Annotated in this window: 20 protein-coding genes; 10 read left to right on the top strand and 10 right to left on the bottom strand. The window is 62.8% G+C overall.

Features of this window, described 5'->3' with window-relative positions; translation table 11 throughout:
• Positions 1-63 precede the first annotated feature (63 nt).
• Positions 64-681: an alpha/beta fold hydrolase gene (locus tag PI990_RS19930; protein WP_271658233.1), complete on the top strand. Its 618-nt coding sequence runs from the start codon at positions 64-66 to the stop codon at positions 679-681.
• Between the two features lie 163 nt (positions 682-844).
• On the opposite strand, the gene PI990_RS19925 is transcribed toward PI990_RS19930, so the two are convergent.
• Positions 845-1,267 (bottom strand): hypothetical protein, encoded by a 423-nt coding sequence (locus PI990_RS19925; RefSeq protein ID WP_271658232.1) that lies wholly within the window; start codon positions 1,265-1,267, stop codon positions 845-847.
• Between the two features lie 182 nt (positions 1,268-1,449).
• Here PI990_RS19925 and PI990_RS19920 point away from each other — a divergent pair, with 182 nt between their 5' ends.
• A complete protein-coding gene (locus tag PI990_RS19920; protein WP_271658231.1) occupies positions 1,450-2,811 on the top strand; it encodes a DUF4041 domain-containing protein in 1,362 nt (453 codons plus the stop codon).
• A 53-nt stretch (positions 2,812-2,864) separates the two neighbouring features.
• Here PI990_RS19920 and PI990_RS19915 read toward each other — a convergent pair whose 3' ends face one another.
• A complete protein-coding gene (locus tag PI990_RS19915; protein WP_271658230.1) occupies positions 2,865-3,284 on the bottom strand; it encodes a hypothetical protein in 420 nt (139 codons plus the stop codon).
• Positions 3,285-3,856: 572 nt separating this feature from the next.
• Entirely contained in the window at positions 3,857-4,963 is a 1,107-nt protein-coding gene (locus PI990_RS19910; RefSeq protein WP_271658229.1) for a hypothetical protein, read from the bottom strand.
• A 305-nt stretch (positions 4,964-5,268) separates the two neighbouring features.
• Here PI990_RS19910 and PI990_RS19905 point away from each other — a divergent pair, with 305 nt between their 5' ends.
• Positions 5,269-6,069: a hypothetical protein gene (locus PI990_RS19905; protein WP_271658228.1), complete on the top strand. Its 801-nt coding sequence runs from the start codon at positions 5,269-5,271 to the stop codon at positions 6,067-6,069.
• Positions 6,070-6,461: 392 nt separating this feature from the next.
• On the opposite strand, the gene prpR is transcribed toward PI990_RS19905, so the two are convergent.
• Positions 6,462-8,417 carry a propionate catabolism operon regulatory protein PrpR gene (gene prpR / locus PI990_RS19900; RefSeq protein ID WP_271658227.1) on the bottom strand — a complete coding sequence of 652 codons (1,956 nt, stop codon included), beginning with the start codon at positions 8,415-8,417 and terminating at the stop codon, positions 6,462-6,464.
• Between the two features lie 199 nt (positions 8,418-8,616).
• On the opposite strand from prpR, the gene PI990_RS19895 reads away from it, so the two are divergent.
• From PI990_RS19895 to PI990_RS19865, 7 genes are all read left to right on the top strand, one after another.
• Entirely contained in the window at positions 8,617-9,675 is a 1,059-nt protein-coding gene (locus PI990_RS19895) for a phosphotransferase family protein (protein ID WP_271658226.1), read from the top strand.
• Positions 9,672-10,028 (top strand): DUF6285 domain-containing protein, encoded by a 357-nt coding sequence (locus PI990_RS19890; RefSeq protein WP_184488838.1) that lies wholly within the window; start codon positions 9,672-9,674, stop codon positions 10,026-10,028. Before PI990_RS19895 ends, PI990_RS19890 begins: the two co-directional genes overlap by 4 nt.
• Positions 10,029-10,080: 52 nt before the next feature.
• Positions 10,081-11,253, top strand: coding sequence for an acyl-CoA dehydrogenase family protein (locus tag PI990_RS19885; protein ID WP_184488837.1), 1,173 nt, complete (start codon positions 10,081-10,083; stop codon positions 11,251-11,253).
• Positions 11,253-12,020: an SDR family NAD(P)-dependent oxidoreductase gene (locus PI990_RS19880; protein ID WP_271658225.1), complete on the top strand. Its 768-nt coding sequence runs from the start codon at positions 11,253-11,255 to the stop codon at positions 12,018-12,020. The genes PI990_RS19885 and PI990_RS19880 overlap by 1 nt, the downstream gene beginning before the upstream one ends.
• 131 nt (positions 12,021-12,151) lie before the next feature.
• Positions 12,152-13,801 carry an acyl-CoA synthetase gene (locus PI990_RS19875; RefSeq protein ID WP_442969346.1) on the top strand — a complete coding sequence of 550 codons (1,650 nt, stop codon included), beginning with the start codon at positions 12,152-12,154 and terminating at the stop codon, positions 13,799-13,801.
• Between the two features lie 186 nt (positions 13,802-13,987).
• The gene (locus PI990_RS19870; protein WP_271658224.1) at positions 13,988-15,040 is read left to right on the top strand and encodes an AraC family transcriptional regulator; all 1,053 of its coding nucleotides are present in this window, start codon (positions 13,988-13,990) and stop codon (positions 15,038-15,040) included.
• 5 nt (positions 15,041-15,045) lie between these two features.
• Positions 15,046-16,095 (top strand): AraC family transcriptional regulator, encoded by a 1,050-nt coding sequence (locus PI990_RS19865; RefSeq protein ID WP_271658223.1) that lies wholly within the window; start codon positions 15,046-15,048, stop codon positions 16,093-16,095.
• 346 nt (positions 16,096-16,441) lie between these two features.
• Here PI990_RS19865 and PI990_RS19860 read toward each other — a convergent pair whose 3' ends face one another.
• From PI990_RS19860 to PI990_RS19835, 6 genes are all read right to left on the bottom strand, one after another.
• Complete coding sequence (locus PI990_RS19860) at positions 16,442-17,353, bottom strand: NAD(P)-dependent oxidoreductase (protein WP_271658222.1); 912 nt, start codon at positions 17,351-17,353, stop codon at positions 16,442-16,444.
• Between the two features lie 29 nt (positions 17,354-17,382).
• Positions 17,383-17,730, bottom strand: a complete 348-nt coding sequence (locus PI990_RS19855) for an aminotransferase class III-fold pyridoxal phosphate-dependent enzyme (protein WP_271658221.1) — start codon at positions 17,728-17,730, stop codon at positions 17,383-17,385.
• A 14-nt stretch (positions 17,731-17,744) separates the two neighbouring features.
• Complete coding sequence (locus tag PI990_RS19850) at positions 17,745-18,998, bottom strand: aspartate aminotransferase family protein (protein WP_271658220.1); 1,254 nt, start codon at positions 18,996-18,998, stop codon at positions 17,745-17,747.
• A 44-nt stretch (positions 18,999-19,042) separates the two neighbouring features.
• A complete protein-coding gene (locus tag PI990_RS19845) occupies positions 19,043-20,467 on the bottom strand; it encodes a gamma-aminobutyraldehyde dehydrogenase (RefSeq protein ID WP_271658219.1) in 1,425 nt (474 codons plus the stop codon).
• 79 nt (positions 20,468-20,546) lie between these two features.
• The gene (locus PI990_RS19840) at positions 20,547-21,878 is read right to left on the bottom strand and encodes an APC family permease (RefSeq protein ID WP_271658218.1); all 1,332 of its coding nucleotides are present in this window, start codon (positions 21,876-21,878) and stop codon (positions 20,547-20,549) included.
• A 12-nt stretch (positions 21,879-21,890) separates the two neighbouring features.
• Positions 21,891-23,048, bottom strand: coding sequence for an iron-containing alcohol dehydrogenase (locus PI990_RS19835; protein ID WP_271658217.1), 1,158 nt, complete (start codon positions 23,046-23,048; stop codon positions 21,891-21,893).
• Between the last annotated feature and the right edge of the window lie 207 nt (positions 23,049-23,255).

The raw sequence follows: 23,255 nt of genomic DNA, 5'->3' as shown, positions 1-23,255 counted from the left end.
GTGAAAGCCCCTTCAAGTCCTATTGATTTGGATCAACGGACGCCGTCCACCGGAGATTTCCCTATGTTGTTGTGGAACCGGCCTTCGGGCCCTATCGAGCGCACATTGGTGCTGGCCCATGGTGCGGGGGCGCCGATGGACAGCGCCTTCATGGACGAAATGGCGCAAAAGCTTGCCGCGCGCGGCATTGCGGTGGTTCGTTTCGAGTTTCCCTACATGGCTGCGCGGCGTGAGGATGGGCGCAAGCGCCCGCCGAATCCCCAGGGGCAATTGCTCGATCACTGGCGTGCCGTGCATGCCGAGGTGCGACAGCACGTCACGGGGCAATTGGCCATCGGTGGCAAATCCATGGGCGGTCGCATGGCCAGCCTGCTGGCCGACGAGCTGGGCGTGGATGCGCTGGTCTGCCTGGGTTATCCCTTCTATGCCGCCGGCAAACCGGAGAAACCCCGGGTCGCGCACCTGGCCGAACTGAAGACCCCGACCCTGATCATCCAGGGCGAGCGTGACGCCCTCGGCGACCGCACCACTGTCAGCGGCTATGACCTGTCACCGTCGATCCAGCTGCACTGGCTGGCCTCGGGCGATCACGACCTCAAGCCGCTCAAGGCCTCCGGCTTCACCCATGAGCAGCACCTGGACAGTGCTGCGGGGGAGATTGCGAATTTCCTGAGGGGCTGATCGACCAGGCCAGCCTGCCCGGGGCGCGTGGGCTGGTCAGCGAGCTGTTCGGCCAGCCGAAGGATGACAGCTAGGGCAGGGGGTGCTTTCGGCCAATAGCTGCCTGTCGTGAACAAGAATGTTTTGGCCATGGCTGAGGTGATGTCTGGGAGCGGTCAGACCATCAATCGAACCAGCAGATGCCCTGGGTAAAACATGTAGCCCCTCGCTTCACCGGCCAAATCCTCATTGTATTTCCGAGTGATAAAAGCCAAACGCCAAATAGTGATGCAGCATAGGAAATGCTGAGCACAATGAGAGCGTAAAGCTCTCCGTGTGATGCCCTCGCCAGCAGGCTCTGGCTGACAAGTTTTTTGATGTAGCCCTCGCCTGCCAAGATGAGAACACCGTGCCCTCGGTAGGCTCCTCCAAGGGCTCCCGTAATAATAAGAGTGCCATTGTTGGACGTGGATCCGGATATTTTGCCCAAAGGCTCGATCACAACATTTGCTCCGGGGTAAATCGTTGTCGAGGCGTTTGCTCTGTCGGTGACGATGACCTGTCCGCCTTCATAAACCGAAAGGGTGCCGTTATAAGCACCTTTCACTCGGACAACGCCTCCCTTCGATACCCTTGGCGTGCTCCCCGCTAAGAAGCTGACCTGATCAACAGTACCATTCGCAAAATTAATCCTGCAGCTTTGTTGGTGGCATATGGCTACCAATCGTTTTATTCTGCGATTCACTCACCAATTCGATGCTCCCCCTGCCTAATACAAGGAAGTAATTCATGCCTCTTAGCGACTATTGGAAAGGTCCTGCCCATCGGCAGCGTGCCGACGATCTCGATACCCAATTGACCGACCTTCAAGCTCGCTATGCAGAGCTGCAGGCGCTCGTGCGAAAGGTTGGTGCCATGGATATTTGGGAAATCCAGGCGCTGATCGATCAAGAAAAAGAAAAGCTCTCTGCCGTCCAGCAAGAGACCAAGAAGAACGAAAAAGCCGTCGCATCGCTCAGGCAGCATTCGCTCGAACTGAAAAATGAGATTTTGGTCTGGGAGGAAACACTGCTCTTAGAGTCCTTTGCTCTGTACGAACCCAAGTTCAAGCTCAATGCCAGCCACGAGTATAAAGCTCGGCTGGATATCACTCGTGAGCATCAAAAAGTGATGATCAAGGGCGGAACTGCAGCCACCGGCAACATGGCTTGGACGGTCAATGGAAGCCAGGCACAGGGCCGTAAGCTGGTCACCGACATGATCAAGTTGGTGGTCCGATCGTTCAACAACGAAGCCGATTTCTGCGTCGACAACGTCAAATTCGACAACGTGGAACTGGGCGAGAAACGCATCCTCAAGTCGTTCGAGGCCTGCAACCGCCTTGGCAAGCTCATGGATGTTGAGATTTCACGCAAATACCTGAGCCTCAAGATTGATGAGCTGCACCTGGCTCACGAATTTCAGATCAAAAAGCAGGAAGAGAAAGAAGAAGCCAAGCGCGTTCGAGAGGAGCTTAGAGAGCAGCAAAAGCTTGAGCAGGAAATTCGCGCTGCCCGGGAAAAAATCGCCAAAGAGCGTAAGCACTTCGCTACCGCCATGCGTGACCTTCAAACCCGCCTGGATAAGGCCACCTCTGAAGAGGAGCGCGCTCCTCTCCTGGCCAAGCTCGCCGAAGTAGAGGCAAGCCGTGCCGAACTGGAGAGCGAAGAGAAGCTCATCGATTACCGCGAGCAGAATGCGAAGGCAGGCTACGTGTATGTGATTTCCAACGTAGGTGCGTTCGGTGAAGGGATTTACAAGATCGGCATGACCCGCCGATTGGAGCCGATGGATCGAGTCGATGAACTGGGAGATGCCTCGGTACCATTCTGGTTCGACGTGCACGCCATGGTCTTCTCCAACAACGCCCCCGCTTTGGAAGCAAAGCTGCACGAACGCTTTGCTGCTGGCCGCCTGAACAAGGTCAACGGTCGTAAAGAATTTTTCCGAGCCGACATCGCTGAGATTGAGTCCGTGATTCGGGAGAACTACGACGCAGCCGTCGAAGTAGTCTACGAGGCGCCGGCTGAGCAATTCCGCGAAAGCCTTCGCATGGCACTTCCTAAGGCCGAAATTTTGCAGTCAGAGTTAGCTGCAGCGCAGAACGCTTGAGTTAAGCATCCGCGCCGTGCTCCAGACCTGGCTCTGCCCATCATGATCAGCGCTCACCGAGGCGGCGCTGATTGCGATGACTCGACGGGAAGACTCAAAAAAATCTTACGAACAACCAGATTGGTATCTGCAGTTATTTTGTAAAGCGTAGTGCCCACTCGAAGGAAAACGTAATCTGGTGTCGCCAGGACCAGATCACCTTTGAGCGGCCCCTCGTTGGTTGGAATTTCAACAACCTTCTCTAGCTTCTTGATTTTGCTGCTTTCGACCTGCAAAGCGGGAGCAAGGTCTCGAAAGGCCGACTCTTTACCAGGCAGGTAGGCGGTCAATGGCGCATACAGCGCGACGACAAATGCCATGGCGATGGCCCAGGAAAGAAGTGTATCTCTGGATACTGGTGCCTTCTCTAATCGTAATCCCGACCAGAATGACGCATGCAACGGCGAGCCCACCTCCAACGATACAGCTGGCATAAAGACCTGCAGTTGCAGGCTTCAACACCAATGCGTAGCCGCTAGCTAGTAGATCAGAAATGGAGAAACTGACCTCAGATCGTTGGATACCATAAGCCTCCACCTCTCCTAGGCGCCGCATATACCCTGCTGTAAGCAAACAACAGTTCGTAACAGCCACCAACATCAAGCAAAGCTTGAGCCAAGCATCAAAGCTGATGAACGCTGGCCGCACCTCCGACGTTGGCATGGCTGTGGTAGTAACTGGTAGAGCGCTAGGCAGGTTTACCAATTCCACGCGCACTATTTTGCTTGCTCTTTTCCAGAACATTCTCACCTTCCGTTGGTTATTGGATTTCTATGCTGGTCGTGACGGTACACGCCGTCACTGCCCTGGAAAATCTTTCTAAAAATACCGGCTGATACCCGCATTCCTTCAAAGTGCTGCCAGCTATAATTCCGGTACTAAATGCGTTTGCTAATGAGACAGAAGCAGTAAGCAGTCCATGTAATACATCCACCAACTGCTTACCCTGGTAGAGCTTCGTGAAGAGATTCCAACAGGGTGCCTTTCATGATCAGCATCGAACGTGTTAAGCGACCTCAATCTCGTTGACTGTAGGAAGCCATGATTGGAAACCCGCGCCTGTAGATATCCACCGAAAACCAAGTGCTGTAATCATCAACACGGCTTCGTCGTCCCTCTCCACCTTAGCCGTACCGTCCCACAGCGAGTGTTTTTCAATGTTTTTAACAAGGGTTTCATATTGTTCGACGCTCTCCATGGCAACGATCAGCACTTCAAACCCAATCTTCTGGATTTCTTCCAGGAGCCCCACCGGAAAGCCTGATCCTAGGGGAAGGTAGCTTGCTACCACTCGCCCCCCAAGGTAGTCATTGATCTTTGCTTGTCGTTCGTATGCAGCATCAACCTGGGGGCCTGGAGAGCTGCTTGAAAATGAGAATCTTCCATCATCTGAAAATCCGACCTTCCATGGCATCGGCGGGTTTCCGCTAAATTTGCCGATGACAGTTCGAGCCGGTCGAAATGACAGAGCTATAGCTCTCTGATGACTGTAGAGAAGCTCGAAGAAGAAAGTTGCAATTTCTAGTGCCGTCAGCAGCTCTGCGAGAGGTACCACTTCAGCGGGGCCGCCGTTCCTTCTGCGCAGCCGCAAATCACCGCCTACCAAGATGTAGTCAGCGTGAGCCATGGCATTTCGAATGTCGTCACGAAAAGCTAACTCGAGCAAACCAGCAAGGCCGGTCATCCCAATTTCTGTGGCTGCGGTTGCTAGACGTCTAAACACTGCATTGGAGTTTGGGCCGATAATCGCGCGAGGCTTTTCCCGAATGCGCACTAAATCCTTGAAAGGCCATAGGTTGTACGCCTTCAATTGCGGTATCTGCAGGGTGTTCAGCAGCCCTTCATAGACCCCACCAGCCTCCGATAACTGCGCGTAGAGGCACAGCAATTGACGGAGCTCTGCTCGAGTCAAAGGCTCTTTTCTCGAACAAAGGTCTCTCAGCTCTTGGTAAACCTCATGGGCCGTATCCACTGTGCTCCAATTAGCGTCCTGCGCTCCCCGAAACTCTCCAAACAGCGCTGCTGCGGTGTCAATTTCGTTCATTTTTTGCGCGAAGCTGAACAGATAGGTGAGCTGCGTATTTAGCTCTCGAAGAAAATCTTGAGAATCCATTTGGCGTTAACGTCCGGTGGCAAGGAACTGCAGGGCAATCAGACCTAGCATCAAGCAGGATGCAGACGAGTATGACAAGAAAAATGTAGAAAGACCTTGGAAAATGATCGGGGCTTATGGCCGATGCTTAGAAATTTTAGGGTTCTACCCGGCGCCGAATGTGTTCGTGGTCTTGTGTCAGGAAGGCTTTGTTCCACGACCTGATTGCTAGGTACCTGAAGGCAGTTTGATTTTCATTGCCTCAGGTACCGACAAAAATTAGCGATCTCGGCAGTCTAGGTGCACACAACTAAACGGAGTTTCAAATGAAAGTCGTCGATGCATCCCTAGCTGTTCAAACCTGCAGAGCCATTCTTCTCGCCAGAAAGCAGTACAACTTGGAACACAGCATTCTCCGGAGCCATAACTCCGTTATTGAGCGCCTGCTGGTCCGCGAGTTGGAGCTGCACAATGCGTACTCAGATCTGCACAAGAAATTGTCCAAATACCCGGGAGCGCTCAATAGCTTCTTCGGAGCACTGCTCGATGCCGCTGCCTACTGGGCGCCGGAGCGGATTGCAAAAGCCCGTGAGGAGCGAGACGAGCTTGTCAGGGTCAATCAGCAGGTCGCTGAAATTGGTGAAAACCTGGCCGCTCTTCTCAGGCGTCGCGATGAGCTCCATAACAAGTCAGGTTTTCGAAGTAACACTCAGTACCATATCGGCGACCTGATCAAAGAGGCCGGCCAATATAACGGTCACTTCACGATGTATCTGGAGGAACAGCTGGAAAAGCTGCAAGCTAGTTATGACCTTAAGTACTGGCCGGCGATTCATGATTGCGTTGAAGCCATTGCAGATGATGCCCGCGTCGCTGAGATCGAAGCCTCGGATCCGTTGACCGAGGCAGCAACAGATGCATCGCGATCGTCACTCGCTGATTTTTTCAAAGCATGGTTCGTAGCCATCGACGAGCATCGTCACGCTTATCACGGGCGGATTCCTGATGATTTCCATCCCACGGACAATGGTTTCGCATCGTTCGCTAACTGCGCATTGGGCTTAGTAGATGATGATCTGCTCGATGGCCCATATGTAAAGCGCCTGCGACAGCGCGTCCGGGCTTAATTATCGGAATGTTAGGTTGGGCGAAATTCTTTTTCTTGAACTTGCTCAATGAAATTTTCTCCAGAGCTTCCTGATGAAGCTGCTTGCGGTCACCGATCTGGGGGAGTGGGCTGGCTGGATAAACCGGAATTATTTCGTTAGCCACCTGATGGCGTCCATGCGCGGTTGAGGTTCGCGGACTCTGATGTCTTCGTCATCCGGGATGAAATGGCGACTTGGGGCGTGAGCAAACCACTCACCCCTCTGCTCCAAACGCCTGCTTTTGGCCGTTAGCTGCCCTCTGTGAGTAACCGCAGACAGCAAGTGGAGTCGGAAAAACTACAAGCTAGGAGCTCTCTCCTTGCCTCTGACGTCGTGTCTGATACAGCTGAAAGAGCCCACCCACGCCCCGCCTAATCTGCCGAGCGAAGCCGTCGCCATAGCGTGGTCCGACTGATCCCCAGTCGACGCGCCGCTTCGTCCAGGTTGCCCTGACAGCTTTCCAGCGTCTCCTGTATGTGTTGCAGCTGCGCGGTTTTGCCGATGGTGTGCAAATCCTCCTTTGTGCGTGGTCGCTGCTTCTCGGGGGCGGGTTGGGTCAGGCCTTCCCGCAGTTCGGGCAGGACGCGAGCCAGGTACTGCTCATCCACGCCGTGCTCGTGGAGGATTTCGTTGGCGGAGAGCATCGCTCGCTCGATGACGTTCTCCAGCTCCCTGACGTTCCCTGGCCAGGCGTGGCGCAAGAGGTAGGGTTGCAAGGCCTCGGTGATGGCGGCCGCGCCCGTGGGTTGGCCCTGGGCCAGCAGGCGCTGGCTGATGCCCCGGCAGATCAGGGGGATGTCCTCGGGGCGTTCGCGCAGAGGGGTGGTCTGCAGGCGAAGGATGTTGAGCCGGTAGTACAGGTCGGTACGGAACTCGCGCTCGTTCATGGCTGCGCTGAGGTCCTTGTGCGTGGCGGCAATGATGCGCACGTCGATGGCAATCGGCTCGGTGCCACCCAGGCGCAGGACCTCGCGCTCCTGCAGCACGCGCAGCAGTCGGGTCTGCAGCGACACGGGCATGTCGCCGATCTCGTCGAGGAACAGCGTGCCTCGATGCGCGGCTTCGAACAGGCCTGGCTTGCCGCCCTTGCGTGAGCCGCTGAAGGCGCCTTCCTCGTAGCCGAACAGCTCGCTTTCCAGCAGGGACTCGGGAAACGCGGCGCAGTTGATGGCAACGAAGGGGCTCTTCCAGCGTGGGCTTTCGTTGTGGATGCCCTGGGCCAGAAGCTCCTTGCCAGTACCGCTTTCGCCGGTGATCAGGATGGTCGACTGGCTGGTGGCGAAGCGCTTGGCCAGTTGCAGCATTTCGCGGTTGGCCTTGCTGTTGCCGTCCAGCTGGTCGAGCCGATAGCGGGCGGCGAACGCGCCGGGACGGCGGGTGGAGCGGATGCGTTGGTCGGCGCGCTGCACGGCCGTGATGTCCTGACAGGTCAGGACCAGGCCGGTGCGCTCGCCGTTCTCCAGGATGGGCAGCAGGTTGCTGACCACCGCGTGCGAGCCGAGGCGGATCACCCGGTTTTCCTCGCTGGCGCCACCTTGCAGCGCCTGCTGCAGGTCCAGCTCCGGACACAATTGCTCCAGCGGTCGCCCCAGCGCGGCACTGATCGGCAGCTCCAGCAATTGGGCGAGGGCCGGATTGAGCGACTGCACCACGCCCTGGTTATCGACCGCCGCGACGCCGGCGGGGATGTGTTTCAACACGGCATCCAGATGCCGTCGCTTGGCGATCTCGATGCGTTGGCTGTCGAGAATGCCCATGGCTTCCTCCAGGGCCTTTCGCGCGGTGTCTTCGCTCAGCGAAAGCACGCCATGCAGCCCTGCCTGTTCCGCCAGCTCCACCACCGTCGATGAGCCGATGATGCTGCGACAGCCCAGCCGGGCCGCCAGCTCCACGGCCTGGCGGGCCTCTTCGAGCGAGGTGTAGGCGGCCTGGTGAATCTGCACCGTGAAGAGCGTGGCCATGGCCTGCAGGTCCTGGTTGATGCGCCGGTAACTGATCACGGCCACCTGCGAGGAGATTTCACTGGCTTGCCCCAATGCCCGGAGCAGGTCGCCGCCGCCCACTCGCATCGCCAGGACCGGGCGCGTCAGGTGCTTGCGCAGGTAGGCGGCCGTGGCTCCGGCGCAGACGAACACATCGACCTTGCCCGTCTGCTCCAGTTCGCGGGCGGTCTGCAACGCTTCGGTCACCGAGGTATCCAGGACCTCGATATGGGTATCGGGATAGTCCGGCGTCAGCCTGGTGACCACATGGGCGAGTCGGCTGCGTTGCTGGGGGCGTTGCAGGTGGCTTATCAGCACGACGACCTGGGAGGTGGGAGGGTTCATGGCTGAGCCTGTTCATTATTGAAGTGTTTCGATACTGAATGAATGGATTGCATATTTGCAACGGCAGGCCTGTCTCTGCGCTCCCTGGGAATGGCAAAGCCCAGGCTGCATGAGGCCTGCAGCGAACTCTGGGGAAATTGGCCCAGGGTTTGCTCCCGGGTGTCTGCCCATTCGAAACCCAGGCAGAGCCCCCCGATCCATGAGCAGTTCTCCAACGATTTCTCCGGCCAGCGATACGCCGGAGGCCCGGTCCGACGATCACCGCCTCACCGACTTCATCCGCGAACAGGCCTCGGCAACGCGGGTGGTCATCCAGGCCCGCAAGCGCCTGAGCGGTGGCGCCATCCAGGAAAACTGGCTGCTGGACCTGCAGATAGAAGGCGGCCCGTGGGCCGGCTCCCGGCGTTGGGTGCTGCGCAGCGATGCTCTCTCTGCGCTTCCCGCCAGCCTCGATCGCGAACAGGAGTTCGCCGTGTTGCAGGTGGTGCACCAGGCGGGCGTGAAGGTGCCGCGTCCGCTCTGGCTGTGCCGCGATGTTCGCGTCCATGGCCGGGTGTTCTTCCTGATGGAGTACGTGCCGGGTATCGCCGCCGGGCGGTTGCTCAGCGCCGGCGCCGGAGCCCAGGGCCAGGCGCGGCTGGCGGCGCAGCTCGGTGCCAACCTGGCGCGTCTGCATCAGGTCCGCCCGCCGTGCGCCACGCTGGATTTCCTGCCCCTGCCGGACAGCTCGCCGGCGTTGGTGACCATCCAGGCCTATCGCCGCTACCTCGACACCCTCGCCGATGCCTATCCGGTGCTGGAGTGGGGGTTGCGCTGGTGCGAGCTGCAGGTTCCGCCCAGCAGCGGCCTGTGCCTGCTGCACCGCGACTACCGCACGGGCAACTACCTGGCCAGCGAGCAGGGCCTGGAGGCCGTGCTGGATTGGGAATTCACCGGCTGGGGCGACCCTTGCGAGGACCTGGGCTGGTTTACCGCCCCTTGCTGGCGCTTCACCCGGCCCGACCTCGAGGCGGGTGGCATCGGCGTGCTGGAGGATTTCCTGCAGGGCTACCACGGGCTGTCCGCTCTGCGCATCGAGCGCAGCCAACTGCATTACTGGCAGGTCATGGCCACCCTGCGCTGGGCGGTGATCGCCCTGCAGCAGGGCCAGCGCCACCTCTCCGGTGAGGAGCCTTCCCTCGAGCTGGCATTGACTGCACGCCTGTTGCCCGAGCTCGAACTCGACATCCTGAACATGACTGGAGCCGATGCGCCATGACCCAGCCGAATGCCGCTGAACTGCTCGACATTGCCCGCCAGACGCTGCTGGAGCAGGTCGCGCCGACGTTGCCCGGCGAACTGCGCTATCCGGTGCTAATGATCGCCAACGCCATGGCCATCGCCGCGCGTGAAAGCCGCGCCAAGGCTGTGCTCGATGACCAGGAGCGGACGCGCCTGGCGGCCCTGGTGGATGGGGCGCCCGCCACCTTGCCCGAGACCCGCCGCCAGTTGGCAGGCTCGATCCGCGCCGGTGCACATGATGCCCCGCACGCCCGCCGCAACCTGGTCGGCGCCTTGCGCGCAATCACGCTCGCCCAGCTGGCGATCAGCAATCCCAAGGCCGTGCCCTGAACACGGCTGGCCACCCCCACTCCTCACGACCGACTCGCCCACAAGGACAACCATGAACTTCTCCCTCCCGGACGAACTCCTGGCGCTGCAGGCCAAGACCCGAGACTTCATTGCGGAACAGGTGATCCCCTTTGAAAACGACCCCCGCCAGGGCGCCCACGGCCCCAGTGACGCCCTGCGCCTGGACCTGCTGGACCGTGCGCGCGATGTGGGCCTGCTGACCCCCCATGCCAGCCGCGAGATGGGCGGCCTGGGGCTGAGCCACGTGGCCAAGGCCATCGTTTTCGAAGAGGCCGGCTACTCGCCGCTGGGCCCGGTAGCGTTGAACATCCACGCCCCGGACGAAGGCAACATCCACTTGATGGACGTGGTCGCCACCGAGGCGCAGAAGGACCGCTGGCTGCGGCCGCTGGTCCAGGGGCGTGCCCGCTCGTGCTTCGCCATGACCGAGCCGGCGCCGGGCTCGGGCTCCGATCCGTCGATGCTGCGCACGACCGCCACCCGCGACGGTGACGACTACGTGATCAATGGCCGCAAATGGCTGATCACCGGCGCCGAGGGGGCCGACTTCGCCATCGTCATGGCGCGCATGGAAGACGGCACGGCGACCATGTTCCTCACCGACATGCAGCGTGAGGGCATCGTCCACGAGCGTCAGCTGGATTCATTGGACCGCTGCTTCACCGGCGGTCACGGCCAACTGCGCTTCGACAACCTGCGGGTGCCGGCGAGCGATGTACTGGGTGAGATCGGCAAGGGCTTCCGCTACGCCCAGGTGCGCCTTGCGCCCGCGCGCCTGACCCACTGCATGCGCTGGCTCGGTGCCGCGCGCCGTGCCCACGACATCGCCTGCGACTATGCGCGCACTCGCGACGCCTTCGGCAAGCCGCTGGGCGAGCACCAGGGCGTGGGCTTCATGCTGGCCGACAACCAGATGGACCTGCATGTGGTGCGCCTGGCGGTCTGGCACTGCGCCTGGGTGCTCGACCAGGGCCAGCGGGGCAATGTCGATTCGAGCATGGCCAAGGTGATCAGCTCCGAGGCGCTGTGGCGGGTGGTGGATCGCTGCATGCAGGTGCTGGGCGGGCGCGGGGTGACCGGGGACACGGTGGTGGAGCGCATCTTCCGTGACATCCGCCCGTTCCGTATCTACGACGGCCCGAGCGAAGTGCACCGAATGAGCCTGGCGAAGAAGCTGCTCGGCCAGCGCCCGGGGAGCCACTGATGCAGCCCGACCTGGTTCGACTGTTCTCCCTCGCCGGTCGCCGTGCCCTGGTGACCGGCGCCTCCAGTGGCCTGGGCCGACACTTCGCCATGACCCTGGCCGCCGCCGGTGCCGAGGTGGTGGTGACGGCCCGGCGCCAGGCGCCGTTGCAGGAGCTGGTGGAGGCCATCGAGGGGGCGGGGGGACGTGCCCGTGCCTTCGCCCTCGATGTGACCTGCCGCGAGGATATCTGCCGGGTGCTCGATGCCGCGGGCCCGCTGGATGTGCTGGTCAACAACGCCGGGGTGAGCGACAGCCAACCCTTGCTGGCCTGCGACGATGACAGCTGGGATCGCGTGCTCGATACCAACCTCAAGGGCGCCTGGGCCGTGGCCCAGGAAAGCGCCCGGCGCATGGTCGCGGCGGGGAAGGGCGGCAGCCTGATCAACGTCACCTCGATCCTCGCCAGCCGTGTGGCCGGCGCCGTTGGCCCCTATCTCGCGGCCAAGGCCGGCCTGGCTCACCTGACCCGGGCCATGGCCCTGGAGCTGGCACGCCATGGCATTCGGGTGAACGCCCTGGCGCCAGGCTACGTGATGACCGACCTGAACGAGGCCTTCCTGGCCGGCGAAGCGGGGCAGAAGTTGCGTGCGCGTATTCCCAGCCGACGTTTCAACCAGCCGGCGGACCTCGACGGGGCCTTGCTGCTGCTCGCCAGCGACGCCGGACGGGGCATGAGCGGTAGCGAGATCGTGGTCGATGGCGGCCATCTGTGCGGCAGCCTCTAGGCGCCGTGCTGGCGGGTCGCGCAGCGCGGGTGTTCGTCGGTCGCTGCAAGGCTCGATCAAGACAACAAGAAACAGGAGAGAGATAGGTGCGTGCAACCCCTGGACTGCCCATGGACGAGGTGCCTGGCATGATGACGCGGAGCTTCGAACACGACCTGGCCCCCAACGCGGCCAACCATGTGCCGCTGTCGCCGCTGTCGTTCCTCAAGCGCGCTGCGCAGGTCTACCCGCAGCGCGACGCGGTGGTCTATGGCGACCGCCGCTACAGCTACCAGCAGCTGCACCAGCGTAGTTGCGCCCTGGCCAGCGCCCTCGAGCGGGTCGGCGTACAGCCGGGCGAGCGGGTGGCGATCCTGGCGCCGAACATCCCCGAGATGCTGGAGGCGCACTACGGCGTACCCGGTGCCGGGGCGGTCCTGGTGTGCATCAATATCCGCCTGGAGGCACGCAGCATCGCGTTCATCCTGCGTCATTGCGAAGCCAGGGTGCTGATCTGCGACCGTGAGTTCGGCGCCGTGGTCCACCAGGCGCTGGCGATGCTGGAGACGCCGCCTTTGCTGGTGGGCATCGACGATGCCCAGGCCGAGGGCGGCGACCCGGTAGCCGATCTGGACTACGAGGGCTTCCTGGCCCAGGGCGACGCCAACCGGCCGCTGAGCGCGCCGCGCAACGAATGGCAATCCATCGCCATCAACTACACCTCCGGGACCACCGGCGACCCCAAGGGCGTGGTCCTGCACCACCGCGGCGCCTACCTCAATGCCTGCGCCGGCGCCCTGATCTTCCAGCTGGGGCCGCGCAGCGTGTATCTGTGGACCCTGCCGATGTTCCACTGCAACGGCTGGAGCCACACCTGGGCCGTGACCCTGTCGGGTGGCACCCACGTCTGCCTGCGCAAGGTGCAGCCGGAAGCGATTCACGCCGCGATCGCCGTGCATGGCGTGACCCACCTGAGTGCCGCGCCGGTGGTGATGTCGATGCTGATCCATGCCAAGCATGCCGGTGCGCCTGGCGGGCCGGTGTCGGTCATCACCGGCGGCGCCGCGCCACCCAGCGCAGTGATCGCCGCCATGGAGGCGCTCGGCTTCAGCATCACCCACGCCTACGGCATGACCGAAAGCTACGGCCCCAGCACCCTGTGCCTGTGGCAGCCGGGCGTCGACGAGCTGCCGCTGGAGGACCGGGCCCGGTTCATGAGCCGCCAGGGCGTGGCCCACCCGATGCTGGAGGAAGCCACTGTGCTGGACGCCGACACCGGCCAGCCGGTGCCCGCTGACGGAACCACCCTGGGCGAACTGGTGGTGCGCGGCAACACGGTGATGAAAGGCTACCTGCATAACCCGGAGGCGACCCGCAGCGCCCTGGCCGACGGTTGGCTGCACACGGGTGACCTGGCCGTGCTGCATCCGGACGGGTATGTGGAAATCAAGGACCGGAGCAAGGACATCATCATTTCCGGAGGCGAGAACATCAGCTCGCTGGAAATCGAAGAGGTGCTCTACCAGCACCCCGGGGTGATCGAGGCCGCTGTGGTGGCACGCCCGGACGCGCGCTGGGGCGAGACCCCCCAGGCCTTCGTCACCCTGCGTGCCGATGCCCGGGCAACGACCACGGGTGATGATCTGATTCGCTGGTGCCGCGAGCGCCTGGCGCATTTCAAGGCGCCACGGTATGTAACGCTGGCAGAGTTGCCCAAGACCGCTACCGGCAAGATCCAGAAGTTCGTCCTGCGCGAGTGGGCCCGGCAACAGGCAGCGGAAACCGCAGACCACGCAGGCTGATCGAGCTGCCGTCGCTCGGTATGCGGCGACCGACCGGAAGGGTGATGCGTGGTCACCCTTCCGGCCAGCCGCCAGGCCGATCGAGTCTGCTGGATCATCCCGAGCAAAGGCTTCACATCATCCGCCAAAATTCAGGCAATCCATGCACCCGTCAGTGACCAGAAGTCGTGAGCCGGACCTTCAATGATGACGTCCTCCATCCTGGGTAGCGCGTTACTGGGTTTTGACGACTTCGCCGTCGCGCAAGGCCTTGAGCCCCGTGCGCTGATGGCAGAGGTTTTTCCCGGCTCGGGCGACCTCGACGCGGCGATCGAAACCCGGCAGTTCAACCAGCTACTGGCGTTGTGCGCGCAACGTTCGGGCAATGGCCTGTTCGCGCTGCAGTTCGGCCTGGAGCATGGCATGCGCGGCATGGGGAGCCTGCTGCATGCCATTCAGGGCGCGCACAGCGTCGGCGAGGTGGTGCACGCGTTGAGCCGGCATTCCCATGTGCTCGGCACTGCGGTGCAGTTCCGTATCGAACGGCATGCCGGTAGCGCACGGTTGCTCTACCAGGTCACCGATGCCGAGATTCCCTGCGTACGGCAGACCGTGGAATGGGCCATGGGCATGAGCGCGCAACTCATGCAGAGCCTGCTCAAGCACCTGTGGCGTCCCCAGGCCCTGCTCCTGCAGCATGGCGCGGCTGTGGCGCCGGCTGCCTACCGGTGCCTGCTCGGTGTGACGCCGCGTTTCTCCAGCCTGGAGAACGCCTGGGTCTTCGCCCCCGCTCTCCTGGATACACGGCTCGCCGTGCAGGATGAACGGTTCATGCAACTGGCGCGGCAGCTTCAGGAGGAGCTGGCGGACATCAGCTTGCAGTCGCTGCCCCTCCACGTTCAACGGCTCATTCGCAACCGGATGCCCCACGGGCGCGTCACGGTGGAGCAGGTCGCCATGGACCTGACTGTCAGCCCACGCAGCCTGCAGCGCTACCTGCTGACGCAGGGCACGAGTTTCCAGGCGCTGCTGGACGAGACGCGCCAGGCGGTGGCCACACGCCTGATCCGTGATGCCTCGATCAGCCTGACGCAGGTGGCGGACTTGCTGGGGTACACCCAGCTCGGTGCGTTCTCCCGGGCGTTCAGCCGCTGGCATGGCGTCAGCCCGCAACAATGGAAACGCCAACTGCACCAGGCGCCTGCGCTCGATCCGAACGCCAAATGCCGCGCGTCGCCACCGCCATCCGCCGAGGCGTGACCCCCATGGCCACCGTTCCTTTCGTTCGGGCCATCAGCCTTACCGGGTTCCATGCGTTCGCTGCGGCGCAGGGACTCGATCCCGTGCAGATGCTCAGGCACATCGGCTTGCCGAGCCACAGCGTGCAGCACGAGGACGGCCTTTTCCCCTACCAGCAATATTGCGCCTTGCTGGAGGCCTGCAGCCTGCATTCGGGGAATGCGCTGTTCGGCCTGCAATATGGGTTGTTCCAGGCACCGGGCGTCTTTGGCGATCTGCTCTACCTGCTGCGCAATACGCGCACGGTCGGCGAGGCGTTGCTGGAGTTACGCCACCACTATGCGCTCTACAACGGTGCCGCCGAGGTGGGGCTGGACCATCAAGGCGGGTGGGCCACCCTCAGTTACCACGTCCGTCAGTCGAATGTGCCCGGTGTGCGCCAGGCCGAGGAGCTGGCCTGTGCGGTGGGCCTTCAATTGATGCGGGCGCTGGTGGGGGAGCACTGGTTGCCCCGCGCCCTGTTGCTGAGGCACCCGGCCAGCACCGACACGGCCCTTTATGCCCAGGCCCTGGGCATGGCGCCGACCTTCGATGCGCACGCTCTGGCCATGGTGTTCGAACCGGCGATCCTGGACCGGCCCAATGCCGCCTCCGACGAGGCGTTGCACCAGGTGATCGCCAGGCGAATGCAGCGCCTGGAGCCGCTCTCCAGCGACAACCTGTCCGACCAGATCAAGCAGTTGTTGCATCAGCTGCTGCCCGCCGGGCGGGCCACGGCGGAGAGGGTGGCCAGTGTCATGGCGGTGACGCCGAACGAGTTGCGTCAGCTCATGGAGCACGAGGGCCTGTCTTTCCAGCAGTTGCTGGATGAGGTCCGGCAGTGCATGGCGCAAGCGTATCTTTCCAGGTCTTCGGTCAACATCGGCGAGCTGGCCACGATGCTCGGCTACTCCGACGCCAGCGGATTTTGCCGCGCCTTCCACCGCTGGTTCCACATGAGCCCGTTGAACTGGCAGAAGAGCCAGGGCATCCAGCGCCAGCCGCGTCTGCTGGGGCGAGGGCGCACGCGCCGGTAGGGGGAGCCGGCCGGCGCCGGGAGCAATCAGCGCCGTGCCTCGCCCATCAATAGTGGCGGAAGATATCGCCTATGCTCGCGACCGGGTGCCCTGTGGGCACGGCCGCGCGATTCTCTACGTAAGGCTTCGGGGTGTGGGTCGTCAGGAACAGGGCGAGCGCCAGGCCCGCCAGTAGAAAAGCAAAAGCACGCATAGGAACCTCCGGACTTATTGTTGTAATTGCCGTCGAGTCTGGTCCGTGGCGCCTGCGGAGACTTGATAAAGCGCGCCATTAAATGGGCCTTTGTGAGGCTGGCGCGGACCTGGAAAGCCCCGTGCTGACGGGGCGGGTCAGCGCCGGCTAACGCTAGGGTTGCGAGGGGAGGGCCGCTGCCGCGAACGCCTGGGTAGTGGCCACGATGTCCTGGTCGCCGAAACCCATCGACGTTGCACGCTGGGCCACCTGGCACACGGCGTCGAACACCGGCGTCCAGGCACCGGCTGCCTGCATGGCCTGGCCAATCTCTGCGAAGGCACTGGCATGCACGTCGAGCCTTGCCTGGTCACCCGCGAAATCCTGCTGTTCCAGGCGCCGCACGGCTTCCTCGAGTGCATCGGCGACGAAGAAGCGCGACGTGTCGAGAATCAGCCGGGCCATCTTGGCAACTGGCATGCCAAATGCCTGGCTCGTGCCCACGGCTTCGTAGAACGCCACCATCGCGGCAAACGAATGGGCATGCAGCAGGGCAGCGAACGCGTACGTTTCCTCCCAGGGCAGGAACAGCGTATGGCCCGCCAGCACGTGCAGCAGTGCGCGATGCTGCTCGAAGGCTTCCCGCTCGCCGGTATGGATGCAGTAGCTTTCGGCGTGGCCGATGTTGCGCGGGTAGGCCACGATCATGCCCTTGACGTAGTGACCGCCCGCACGGTGGACGAGCGCCTGAAGCGCCATGCTCTCTTCCTGGGACTCGGTGGTGTAATTGACGATCGTGCGGTTGGCCAGTGCGAGGTTCGCCTCGGCAGATTGCAGAACCTCGAGTACCGCCGCGTTGTCCAGAAGCACCAGGAGGGTGACCGGGCTCGCCGCCAGCGCAGCGTGCGCACTGTCGCAGAGGTGGGCGCCGGCAGCGACGAGCACCTGAGCCTTGTCGGGGGAGCGATTCCAGACCGCTACGCGTTTGCCTTGCTTGAGCAGCACGTGCGCCATGATCGTGCCCATGGCTCCAAGCCCCACGACGGATACGTCGAAGCCTGAAAAGGTATCAACGGGGTTATGCATGATTCAACACTCCAGGTTCTTGTTTTTGTTTACAGATGGTTCTGTGACCGGGCCCAGTCCGTCGCGTCAGCCAGGGCCCGATCAAATGCGCTGAAGATCGCGTCGAGGTCGTCTTGCGTGGTGATCAATGGCGGGCAGAAGGCGATCGTGTCGTAGATGGCGCGGATGATCAGCCCGTGCTTGTGTGCCTGTTTGAACAGGTAGCCACCCAGCACGTCGGGTTGGGCCAACGCTTGGCCGGTGGCCTTGTTCGCCACCCGCTCGATAGCGCCCAGCAGCCCGACACCCCGGACATCGCCGGCGTGGTTTCCTGTCACCGACGGATTATCTGCTGCATGCGGCGGGCCTGCGTGCAGCCTGTTCGATACAGGCCGCACGCAGGCTCATGCAGTTACTGGCTAAGCGCTGCCGCGACCGATTCGCCGAACGCCTTGAGGCCCTGTTCGAGCTGGTCGGTGGGGGTGTTCACCGGCGGCATCAGCTTGATGATTTCGCCGTTCGGGCCGCAGCGGTCGACCAGCACGCCGGCCTGCAGCACACGCTGCTGGGCATCCTTGGCGAAGGCCACGTTGCCGCGGCCGAAGTCGATGCCGGCGATCATGCCGCGGCAGCGCGCGGAGGCGACGCCCGGGATCTCGGCGTAGTCGGCGACTGCTCGTTCCATGGCCGTGCAGTTGGCGGCGAGCAATTTCAGGAACTGCTCGTCGCGCCAATAGCCGAGTGCGATCTGGGCGGTGAGGAACGCCAGCTGGTTGCCACGGAAGGTGCCGATGTGATCGCCGGGTTGCCATACATCCAGTTCGGCGCGAATCAACAGGATCGCCATCGGCAGCCCGAAGCCGCCGATCGATTTCGCACAGGTGATCAGGTCCGGCACGACGCCGGAGCGCTCGAAGCCGAAGAAATCGCCGGTGCGGCCGCAGCCCGCCTGGATCTCATCGCAGATGAGCAACACGCCGTGATCGGTGGTCCACTTGCGCAGCCGCTGCAACCAGGCGTTGGAGGCCGGGTAGACGCCCGCCTGGATCTGCACGGATTCCACGATCACGGCCGCGGGGATTTCCGAGCCGCTGCCCTGGTCGTTGGCCAGGCGTTCGAGGAAGCCGATGCTGTCGAACGCGCCGTAGGGGCTGTCTTCGTACGGCACGAACACCACGTCGCTGGACAGCCCGGGGCCTCGGCGAGTGCGGTTGCCGGTGACGGCCAGCGCGCCGGCCGTCATGCCGTGATAGGCGCCATAGAACGAGACGACCTTGGTGCGCCCCGTGGCTTTGCGCGCCAGCTTCAGCGCGGCCTCGACGGCATCGGCACCGGTCGGGCCGGTGAACTGAACCTTGTAGTCCCAGCCACGCGGCTTGAACAGGTCACGCTCGATCGACTCCAGGAACTGGCGCTTGGTGGTGGTGTGCAGGTCGAGGGCGTGGGTCACGCCGTTGGACGACAGGTACGCGATCAGGGCATCGCGCATGCGTGGGTCGTTGTGGCCGTAGTTCAGCGCACCGGCGCCGGCGAAGAAGTCCAGGTATTCGCGGCCATCCTCGCCGCGGATCGTGCTGCCCTGGGCGGTATCGAACACCAGCGGCAGGTCACGGCAGTACATCCGCACGTTGGACTCGAGCCTCTCGAACGTCTCGATATTGTTCATGCATAACCTCTTGGAAGTAGTGGGGAAGCGTCGTCTTGGGGGCGTCAGTGCTTGAACATCACGTGGCGCACCACCGTGTAGTCTTCGAGGGCATACATGGAGAGGTCCTTGCCGTACCCGGACAGCTTCACTCCGCCATGGGGCATCTCGCTCACCAGCATGAAGTGGGTATTGACCCAGGTGCAGCCGTACTGCAGGCGGGCGGCGAGACGATGGGCGCGCCCCATATCGGCCGTCCACACCGACGAGGCCAGGCCGTAGTCGGAGGCATTGGCATACGCCAGGGCCTGGGCTTCGTCCTCGAACGACGTGACCGTGACCACCGGGCCGAAGATCTCACGGCACACCACTTCATCCTCCTGCGTGGCGCCGGCCAGGACGGTGGGTTCGAAGAAGAACCCCTTCCCCGCCGCCCGTTTGCCACCGGTGACCACCTCTATATGCGGGAGCTCCCTGGCGCGGTTGACGAAGCCCTCGACGCGCTCCAGGTGCTCCTGGGTGATCAGCGGGCCCATCTCGGTGGAAGGGTCGTCCTGGAGCCCGCACTTGATGCTGGACACCGCCTCGCCGAGCTTGCGGACGAATTCCGGGTAGACCGACTTCTGCACATAGAGGCGGCACGCGGCGGTGCAGTCCTGGCCGGCGTTGTAGAAACCGAAGGCGCGGATGCCTTCGACGGCGGCGTCGATGTCGGCATCGTCGAAGATCAGCACCGGCGCCTTGCCACCCAGCTCCATATGCATGCGTTTAACGCTGTCTGCGGTGCCTTCGATGATCCGGCTGCCGGTGCGCACGGAGCCGGTCAGCGACACCATGCGGACCCGGGCGTGGCTGGTGAGTGGCTCTCCCACTGTGGCGCCACGGCCATGGACGATGTTGACCACGCCGGCAGGGAAGATCTCGGCGAGCAGTTCCCCCAGCTTCAGGGTGCTCATCGGGGTGTGCTCGGAGGGCTTCAGGACCACGGTGTTGCCACCGGCCAGGGCCGGGCCGAGCTTCCAGGCCGCCATCAGCAAGGGGTAGTTCCAGGGCGCGATGGACGCGACGACGCCCACCGGGTCGCGACGGATCATCGAGGTGTGCCCCGGCAGGTACTCGCCCGCTGCCGAGCCCTGCAGGCAGCGGACGGCACCGGCAAAGAAGCGGAACACGTCCGATACGGCCGGCAGTTCGTCCTGCAGCACGGCGCTGTAGGGCTTGCCACAGTTGTCCGCCTCCAGGCGGGCGAACACCGCTGCCTGGGCATCGATGCTGTCGGCAAGGGTGAGCAGCAGGGCCGCACGGTCCTTGGGTGGCGTTTGCGACCAGGCGTCGAAGGCCGCATCCGCGCTTTGCACCGCGGCCTGGACCTGGGCGCTGCTGGCTTCGGTGGTCTGCACCAGGACGCTGCCCAAGGAAGGGTTGTATACGGCCAGGCTTTCGCCTTCGCCGGCCACGAGGGCGCCATTGATCAGGAGTTTTGTTTGCATGTCGATTCTCGCCATTGAACGGCAAGGCCAGGGGCTTGCCTTGGGGTTGTCGTCAGGGGGTTCGATTGGAAAGCGCCCGCTACACCAGCGCGTCAGGCACGGGGTGGCGGAAGAGGCGGGTCCGGCAGGCGAGATAAACCGCCCCCAGGGCGAGCCAGCCACAGCCCATCATCAGCGCGTCCTTGTCCAGGCTGACCAGCATCCACCCGGCCGTGATCAGGCCGATGAAGGGGAAGAGCACGCCGAGCAGCAGGCCGGCTCCATCCCTGGTGCGTGCATCGAAGGTGAGTCGCAACGCGCACAGGTTGACGGCGGTGAAGGCGAGGAAAGCGCCGAAGTTGACCAGTGATGTCGCGGTGGCGATGGTCAAGCCAAAACCGGCGGTGCCGAAGACGCCGCAGAGCAGGATGTTGAAGGCCGGAGTCTTGTAGCGGGGGTGCAGGACGCCGAACAGCTTGCGGGGCAGTTGGTTGTCCCGGCCGAGGGCGTAGAGCAGCCGGCCCACGCTGGCCTGGAAGGACATCCCCGCCGCGAAGTGGGCGACGATGATCCCCGCCAGGACCACGGCGAAGAACAGGTCGCCGCCGATCATCCGGGCAATCTCGAAGGCTGCCCCATCCACCTGCTCGAAGGTGGGGGAGGGGTGCGCCAGGTACATGAAGTACGAGGAGCCGACGTAGATCGTGCCGCCGATCAGCGCGACCAGCACGATGGCGCGCGGCAGCGTCCGGCCCGGGTCGCGGGTCTCCTCGCTCAGCGTGGACAGTGCGTCAAAGCCCAGGAACGAGTACGCGGCAATGGCGGCGCCGGCCATGGTGGTGGCGAAGGGCACGTCCGGGTCGAAGAACGGCCTGGCCGACAGCAGCCCGCCAGGACCGTTGGCCGCCACGATGTAGTGCACGCACAGGCCGATGAACACGGCGATGATGGCGAGTTGCACCGCCATCAGCAGCAGGTTGAAGCGGTTGGCGACCTGGATGCCGAGGACGTTGAGCAGGGAAGTGGAGAGGATGAACCCGGTGATCCACACCCACTGAGGGACTTCTGGAAACGCCATGTTGAGGTAGCTGGCGCCGAGCAGCCAGATCAGCATCGGGATGAAGAAGTAATCGAGCAGGGCCGCCCAACCCACCATGAAGCCGAGATTGGCATTCAGCATCTTGCGGGTATAGGTGTAGGCCGAGCCGGCCACCGGGAACACCTTCACCAAGCGGCCATAGCTGAACGCCGTGAACACCACGCCGGTCGCTGCGACCAGATAGGCCATCGCCGTGGTGTTCCCGCTTGCCTGCGAGATCACGCCGTAGGTGCCGAAGACGATCAGGGGTGCCAGGAATGCCAGGCCGAACAGCAGCACGGAGAACGGGCCCAGGGTGCGCCTCAACGAGGCGCCGGGGTTTGACTGATTCATGACCGGCCCCCCTCACGCGACGAAGTGGTAAGCGGTGGTGATGATGTCGTGGTAGGCCTGCACGGACATCGACTTGGCGTTGCTGGCGTCCGAGAAGTTCTGCTTGGCGTTTTCCGCCAGGGTCAGGAAGTCTTCTTCGCGCACGCCTCTGACGTCGGCGAAGCGGGGGATCCCCAGGTCCTTGCTCATCTGGAACAGATGGCTGACAGCGGCCTCGGCGGCGTCGATCGGCGAAAGCCTGGGGTCGATCCCCAGCGCATAGGCCACGTGGGCATGGCGGACGATGTCGGCGTCACGGTTGTGGCCGAATACGAAGGGCAGGAAGATCGCGTTGCCCACGCCGTGCGGCGTGTCGTACATGCCGCCGATCGCTTCGGAAATGCAGTGCACGCTGCCGACGTCGGCGTTGCCGAATGCCATGCCGGCGATCAGGCTCGCCACCAGCATCTGCTCCCGGGCTTCCCGGTTCTCCGGCTCTTGCACGGCGGGTTTGAGGTGCTGGCTGATCAGGCGGATGGCATGCAGCGCCAAGCCGTCGCTGATCGGGTTCGACACGCGACAGGTGTAGGCCTCGATGGCGTGGGTGAGCGCATCCATACCGGTCGCGGCGGCAATCGACGCGGGCAGTGTGTCGGTGATGTGCGAGTCGAGCAGCGCCAGTACCGGTCCGACCCGGTGATCGTGGACGCTCATCTTGAAATGACGGGCGGTGTCGGTGATCACCGAGAAGCAGGTCACCTCGCTGCCGGTGCCTGCCGTGGTCGGGATGGCGACGATGGGCGGTATGGCACGCGTGAGCGTGAAGGAGCCTTCGTAGTCTTCGATGCGGCCGTCATGAGTGAGCAGCACACTGATGGCCTTGGCCGCGTCCATCGCGCTGCCGCCGCCCACGGCCAGCAGGCCGTCGATGCCTGTGCCCCGGTACCGCTGCGCGGTCTGGTTGATGTCTTCGCTGCGTGGGTTGGCCTTGATGTCCGCCACTTCCTCGAAGGCGATGCCGGCCTTCTCCAGGCTGGCGTAGACGCTGTCCAGCAGGCCGGCTGCCTTCACCCCGGGATCGGTCACGATCAGGATGCGGCTCAGGCCAAGTGCCTGCAGATGCTCACCGGTGCGCTCGCGCAGGCCGGGTTCCATGACGACTTTGCTGGGGAGTAAGAACTTGAATTCCATACAGACCTCTTGCTCGATTGTTGTGATTGTCGAAAGGGCAGTGGAGGAGCACCCGGGCGAGTTCGTCTTGACGGCTCGGGCGCTTGAAGTACGGCTTGACGGTTTCAACAAGCCGGAATCTTGTTGTTCTGTGTCCTGCGAAAGGTGCTGCGAGAAGCCTCTGGTTGAATAAAAAAAGGGGCGGCAAGCTGCACGCCCCAAAAGGAG

This window comes from Pseudomonas sp. TUM22785, assembly GCF_028198105.1.
In the GTDB taxonomy this organism is placed as follows: Bacteria; Pseudomonadota; Gammaproteobacteria; order Pseudomonadales; family Pseudomonadaceae; genus Metapseudomonas; species Metapseudomonas solani.
This window is presented reverse-complemented; position numbering and strand designations above follow the sequence as displayed.